The sequence below is a fragment of the Desulfosarcina sp. genome (assembly GCF_055467485.1).
In genome coordinates, this window is sequence record NZ_JBUOIV010000108.1 from 1 (window position 1) to 7,285 (window position 7,285).

The 7,285-nt window shown below is 56.7% G+C and carries 2 protein-coding genes; both read left to right on the forward strand.

The window, feature by feature from the left end; genetic code table 11:
* Positions 1–256 precede the first annotated feature (256 nt).
* A complete protein-coding gene (uvrA, locus tag ACZCED_RS24320) occupies positions 257–5,575 on the forward strand; it encodes an excinuclease ABC subunit UvrA (RefSeq protein ID WP_464862035.1) in 5,319 nt (1,772 codons plus the stop codon).
* A gap of 411 nt (positions 5,576–5,986) precedes the next feature.
* A partial coding sequence (locus ACZCED_RS24325; RefSeq protein ID WP_464862036.1) for an AAA family ATPase occupies positions 5,987–7,285 on the forward strand: 1,299 nt, incomplete at its 3' end.

The following is a 7,285-nucleotide window of genomic DNA, read 5'->3' on the forward strand; positions in this document are numbered from 1 at the left end:
ATCGACAATTTATTGCGGCTGTTAACGCTTGTGTTGATAATTCTTAGGTTTTCCGCCGCACGCAGATCCGTGTTCAGATGTCAGAAATTAGCACCTCGCTTCCCTGACACCTGAAACCTAAAGCCGATAAACTACGCTTGAGTCGCCCCGCCGGGCCAATTTTCACACACGCAGTATCGGAAAAAGCGAGGATACGACTATCAATAGTTCGAGCAAATCAATTGAAACATTAAATAAATATACAAAGATATTATATATGAATACCCCGTCCATTCGAATAAAAGGCGCCCGCCAGCACAATCTCAAGAGTCTGGATCTGGATATCCCGCTCAATCAAATCACCGTCGTCACCGGAGTCAGCGGATCGGGCAAATCCTCGCTGGCCTTTGACACCCTGTATGCCGAGGGTCAACGCCGCTATGTGGAGACGTTCTCCCCCTATGCCAGGCAGTTCATGGATCGCATGGACCGGCCCCAGGTCGATAAGATCGAAGGCATTCCGCCGGCCATTGCCATCGACCGCAAAGATCCGGTTCGCACGTCGCGCTCCACCGTGGGCACCATGACCGAAATCACCGACTACGTGAAGCTGTTGTATGCGCGTTTGGCCCAGCTCCACTGCCGCTCCTGCGGCCGGCCGGTGGAACCGGAAACCCCGGCCCGGGTCTGGCGTCTGCTCGAAGACCAGCCGGCCGGATCACATGTGGCCATTACCTTTCCGTATATGATCAACGGCGCTTCGGCGGACGAAGTTCGCCAGGCGCTGATGCAGATGGGCTTCGACCGCCTCTTTGTCGCCAACCGAATCATCCAACTGGAGGACTGGCAGCCCGACCGACATCAAAAGGAGATCCCGGTGCTGGCCGACCGGCTCATCCTGCGGCCTTCGGATAAGGCCCGGGTGCTCGACTCCCTGGAGCTGGCTTTCCGGTTCGGCGGAGGCCGCCTGGACGTCTGGATTCAGCCGGATGGGCACTATGCCTTCAGCAGCCGGCTGGAGTGTGCCCGCTGCAATATCGAATACGCCCCGCCGATGCCCAATCTGTTTTCCTTCAACAGCCCCGCGGGCGCCTGTGACAGCTGCCGGGGCTTCGGCCGCACGATCGGCATCGACATGGATCTGGTGATTCCGGACCACTCGCTGTCCCTGGCCCTGGGTGCCATCAAACCCTTCGGCACTGCCGACAACGGGCGCGTGGAGTTTGAGGACCTGATGAATTTCTGCCGGCGCCGGAAGATTCCGACCACCATCCCATGGCGCAAGCTGAAGACGGCCCATAAAAATGCCATTATCAAAGGAACGTCCGACTACTACGGCGTCGAAGGGCTGTTCCGCTGGCTGGAATCCAGAACCTATAAAATGACGGTGCGGGTATTTCTGTCCCGTTACCGCGCCTACGATGTCTGCCGGCAATGCCACGGTTCGCGCTTTAAGCCCGAGACCCTGCTGTACCGTCTCGAGGGCTGCAATATCGCTCAAATTTATGCCATGAATGTCTCCCGGGCCCTGGCCTTTTTCGCTAACCTGAGCTTGCCTGAGCGTGATGAAGCCGGTTTGATGGTATTGGAGGAAGTCAACAATCGTCTGAATTATCTCAGGGATGTCGGATTGGCGTATTTGACCCTCGATCGCCAATCCCGCACCCTGTCCGGCGGCGAGGTCCAGCGGGTCGCCCTGGCCTCCGCCCTGGGATCGTCGCTGGTCAATACGCTCTATGTCCTGGACGAGCCCAGCATCGGCCTGCACCCCCGCGACAATCACCGCCTGATTCGCATATTGAAAGGGCTGCGCGATTTATCAAACACCGTCGTGGTGGTGGAACACGACCCCGAAATTATTCGCGAAAGCGACAACCTGCTGGACCTGGGTCCCCAGGCAGGTGAGCAGGGCGGCCAGGTCATGTATTTCGGGCCCACCGCCAACGTCGATGGATCCCTGACCGGGCAATACCTCAGGGGCCGCCGCAAAATTCCGTCTGCCGGAAGTCGGCGCCGTCCACAGCCCGGTCGCTGGCTGAAGATCAAGGGTGCGGCGGAAAACAACCTCAAAAACATCGACGTTGACATTCCGCTGGGGATGTTTGTCTGCCTGACCGGTGTTTCCGGATCCGGCAAATCAACGCTGGCGGAAGAAATCCTGTACAAGGCCGCCAAGCGGACCCTGGGAAACCAGGAGGGGCGGCCCGGCAAACATGCATCCATCAGGGGGCTGGACCACATCAGCGATGTCGTGCTGGTGGATCAGCGCGCCATCGGCCGCACCCCGCGGGCCAATGCCTTGACATATACCAAGGCCCTGGACCCGGTCCGCCGTCTGCTGGCAGACACTGCCGAGGCCCGGGCCGCCGGGCTGGGGCCGGGTCATTTTTCCTTTAACGTGGCGGGCGGTCGTTGCGAGACCTGCAAAGGCGATGGGTTTGAGAAGGTGGAGATGCAGTTTTTGTCCGACGTGTTTATCACCTGTCCGGACTGCCGCGGCAAACGCTTCAAATCCGATGTGCTGGATGTCCGCTACCGGGGAAAAAGCATCCATGATATCCTGAGCCTGACCGTAAACCAGTCCCTGGCCTTTTTCAAAGACCAGCAAAAGATTACCGGTGCCCTGCAGCCCCTGGCTGACGTAGGGCTGGGTTATATCCGCCTGGGACAGCCGATCAACACCATGTCCGGCGGCGAAGCCCAGCGCCTCAAACTGTCCCGCTACGTCAAAATCGAATCGCTGACGGCCGCAGCGAAACTATTCATATTCGACGAGCCGACCACCGGCCTGCATTTTGATGATATCGGAAAGCTGCTGGCCGCATTGCAGCGGCTGGTGGAAGGCGGCCACACGGTATTGGTGATCGAACACAATATGGACGTGGTGAAAACCGCCGACTGGGTCATCGATCTGGGGCCGGAAGGCGGAGATGAGGGCGGCCGGGTCGTGGCGACCGGCCCCCCCGCAGAAGTGGCCAAAAACAGTAAATCACACACCGGCCGGTTTCTAAAAGCCTATCTGAAAGAAACGGGCCGGTTGAAGCGCCCCAGAGCAGCTGCTGGTGGCGTTGCTGAACCGCTGGCGTCATTTGGCAATCTGCCGCCGGCCAATGCAATTGCCTTAAAAGGTGCCCGGGAGCATAATTTAAAGGACATCGACCTGCAGCTGCCCCACAATGAACTGGTGGTCTTAACCGGCGTGTCCGGCTCCGGCAAGTCCACCCTGGCCTTTGATATTTTATTTGCCGAAGGCCAGCGCCGCTATCTTGAAAGTCTGGCGCCTTATGTGCGCCAGTACATGAAGATTCTGGAGCGGCCGGAAGTCGACCTGGTGACCGGATTGGCGCCGACGGTGGCCATCGAGCAGCGCAGCAGCTATGCCAGCCGGCGATCCACCGTGGCCACCCTGACCGAGATCTACCATTATTTGCGCCTGCTTTACAGCAAGCTCGGCAACCAGCACTGCCCGGGATGCGGCCGCAAATTATCGGCCCAGACCCAGACGGCCATTGTCGATCAAATTCGCCGCCGCTACCCCGCAAAATCAGCCACCGTCTTGGCGCCGAAAGTGTTTGGCCGCAAGGGGTTTCACAAAGATTTGCTGGCCCGCGCGCGCAAAAAAGGAATTAAAAAGGCCCGTATCGACGGTAAGATGACGGCCCTGACCGAGGGCCTGGCGCTAAGCCGCTACCACGAGCACAACATCGATCTGGTCATCGGGCGCCTGCCGGACGAAGACCTGGAAGGACTGGTAGACCGGGCCCTGAAGGAAGGCAACGGCACCCTGGTAGTTGTCGATCGCCGGCGCCAAGACGATGTATTCAGCCTGCACGGTATCTGTCCCGGCTGCGGTATCGGTCTTGAAAGCCTCGATCCGCGCCTGTTTTCCTTCAACAGTCAGCAGGGCGCCTGTTCGAAATGCGGCGGACTCGGCACCATTGGCGACGACGAGGATGATGGCGACGTCGATCTGAAGGTGTGCCCTGCATGCGGCGGTAGCCGCTTGAAGCCCCAGGCCCTGGCCGTCAAGGTCGGCAGCCACAGCATCTGGGACCTCACCCGCAGGCCGGCGCGCGATGGCTATGAGATCATCAAAAAACTGAAGTTCAGCCCCCATGACAAACCGGTGGCCGAGCCCATCGTGGCCGAACTGCTCACCCGCCTGGCACTGCTGAATCAGCTGGGGTTGTCCTATCTGTCCCTGGCCCGCAGCGGCAACACCCTTTCCGGCGGCGAGGCACAGCGGATTCGCCTGGCCGCTCAGCTGGGCTCAAACCTTACCGGCGTATGCTATATCCTGGATGAGCCCACCATCGGGCTGCACGCCCGGGACAACCGCATCCTGATCGATGCCCTCAAAACACTGCGCGACCGGGGCAACACGATCCTGGTGGTGGAGCATGATGAAGAAACCATTCGTGAAGCCGACACGATTGTCGATCTGGGCCCCGGGGCCGGACAGGGCGGCGGCCTGGTGGTGGCATCCGGCCGACTGGCCGATTTGAAAAAAATTCCCTTATCGGTGACCGGCGCCCTGCTGGATGGAAACCCCAAACAGATCACGTCGCGGTTGAGGCCCTATAAAAAGTTGCCGGCCATCATGATTCAAAAAGCGGCCGCCAACAATCTCAAGCATATCACCGCAAACATTCCCCTGGGCTGCCTGGTTGCGGTCACCGGTGTTTCCGGTTCGGGAAAATCCAGTTTACTCAAAGAAACCCTGTTCCGCGGTGTGCGCAACCGGCTGCTGAAGCAGCGTCGACCGGCCGGTCAATGCAAGGATATCGTCGGTTGGCGGGAACTCACGCGGGTGCTGGAAGTCGACCACAGCCCCATCGGCCGCACGCCGCGTTCCGTGCCGGCTTCCTATGTCGGGTTTTTGTCGGAAATCCGCAAATTGTTCTCGCTGACCCCGGCGGCCCGGGCCAGAGGCTATACGGCCGGCCGTTTTTCATTCAATGTCGCCGAAGGCCGCTGCGAAGCCTGCAATGGTCAGGGCCGTCCGAAGGTCGAAATGAGCTTTTTGCCCGATGTCTACGTGCTCTGCGACGTATGCCGGGGCCGACGCTTCGACGACGAAACCCTGGCGATTCAATACCGCGGCAAGAACATCTCCGAAATCCTGGAGATGACCTTTGCCGAAGCCGCCCGGTTTTTTGCAGCCATTCCCACCATCCGCCGGGCCGTGCAATTTGTCTGTGATGTCGGACTGGGGTATCTGTGCCTGGGACAACCCAGTCCGACCCTGTCCGGGGGTGAAGCCCAGCGCATCAAACTGGCCCAACAGCTGGTCAAGCGCTCCAACGGGCACACCCTTTACATCCTCGACGAACCCACCACGGGCCTGCACATGGCCGACGTCCAGCGTTTAATCGACGTGCTTCAAAAGCTGGTGGACGACGGCAATACCGTAGCGGTCATCGAACACAACATGGAAATCATCCGCGAGGCCGACTACATTCTCGACCTGGGCCCCGAAGGCGGTGACGAGGGCGGCCGAATCGTTGCCGCCGGCTCACCGCCAGAACTGCTGAAATACACCGAAAAATCCCACACCGCCCGGTGGTTTAAAAAATATCTGGAAGGAAACCAATAGGGATTTCGGATTGCGGAATTGGGATCTCGGATTTGAGATTTGGGATTTGCGGTATCGCTCGAGCAGCGCAGGCGCTTGGGCCGCGTGTCGCTCTGTCTTAGGTTAAAATCAGTCAGAATACCTTAAATCCGAAATCCCAAATCTAAAATCCAAAACCGCTGGCTCATTCTATCTCCTTTAAAATATTGCTTTTATCACATTTTATCTTTTAATCCCTCAATTCCTCAATTCCTAAATCCCTTAATCTGGTGCAAATAAACATAGATAGTATCCAAAAAAGTTGATACATTTTAGGATTAAGTGATGAGATCCGAAATTAGATATTTTTTTATTTTTTCGACCGTGTCAGCACAACACCCCCAATAATCGAAAATCAGCCGTGCAACCAGCCAATCAGCTAGGAGTCTTTATATGTCGAAAAAATCAAAATTTGAGCTCAACGCCGCCGACCTGCGATGTGTCTGCGACCACCGGGTTTTCAAATTTAAAAACACCTCCCAGATCAAACCGCTGGATGAAGTCATCGGCCAGCAACGGGCGGTTCAGGCACTGGAATTCGGCCTGAACATGAACCATTCCGGGTATAATATCTTTGTGACCGGCTCGGAGGGCACCGGCAAATCCACCATCGTCAAAGATTTGGTAACCAAACATGCCCAAACGCTGCCCAATCCAAATGACTGGTGTCTGGTCAACAATTTCAAGGATGAATTTCGCCCCCGGGCCATCGAGGTTCCCAGCGGCAAAGCCGTGCAGCTCAGCAAAAAAATAAACCGTTTTATCCATGTTCTGAAAAAAGACCTGCCGGCTGCATTTGAAAGCGAAATCTATCTCAAGCGGTTGTCAGCCATAAAGGCCGGGTATTCGGAACAGCAAAATCGAATCTTCCAAGAAATCGAAGCCGATGCCGCCCAAAAAAATCTACAGATTGTGTCAACGGATGACATGTATGAGACGGTCCCCGTGGTCGACGGCCAACCGCTCACCGCCGAAGATTTTAACAAACTGTCAATTGAGCAGAAAAATGAAATTGAAGAAAATCTACGCCTGATCAGAAACCGGATTGAAATTGCCTCGGTGGAAATCGACAAATTAAACAATGCCCTGCGCAGCGACATCGAAGCGTTGATGGACGAAGTCACCCGGTCGCTGGTTCAATCCCGCCTGGAAAAGATCAGGTCCGAATTCAAAGACAGTCGCAATGTCTTGCTCCACCTGGATGCAGTTGAACAGGACATCATCGAAAATGTCAATTTATTTATGCCTGCTGAAGACGGCGGCAGCCCAGAGGAAAACATATTCTCCATTCCTCAAAAATCCAAACTGTACCGCTACCAGGTCAACCCGCTGACGGATCGGGGATCGCCGAAAGGGGCGCCGGTCATCTTTGAAACCAATCCCACCTATCACAATGTTATGGGCCGCATCGAAAAACGCGCCCACATGGGCACGGTCACAACGGATTTTACCATGGTTCAGGCCGGCTCACTGCTGGAAGCCAACGGCGGCTTTCTGATAATGGATGTGGAATCCGTGCTGGGGAATCCCTATGTTTGGGAGGCGCTCAAGCGGGCGCTGCAAAACAAGAGCATTCAAATCGAAGATATCGCCGAAGAAAGCGGATTCGGGACGGTTTCCCTGCGGCCGGAGGCCATTCCGCTGAACGTAAAAGTCATATTGCTGGGCAGCTACGACACCTTTGAGGTCCTG

Excerpts from the sequence above, each read along its gene's own strand:
- uvrA (WP_464862035.1), top strand. The coding sequence starts at position 257 with ATGAATACCCCGTCCATTCGAATAAAAGGCGCCCGCCAGCACAATCTC.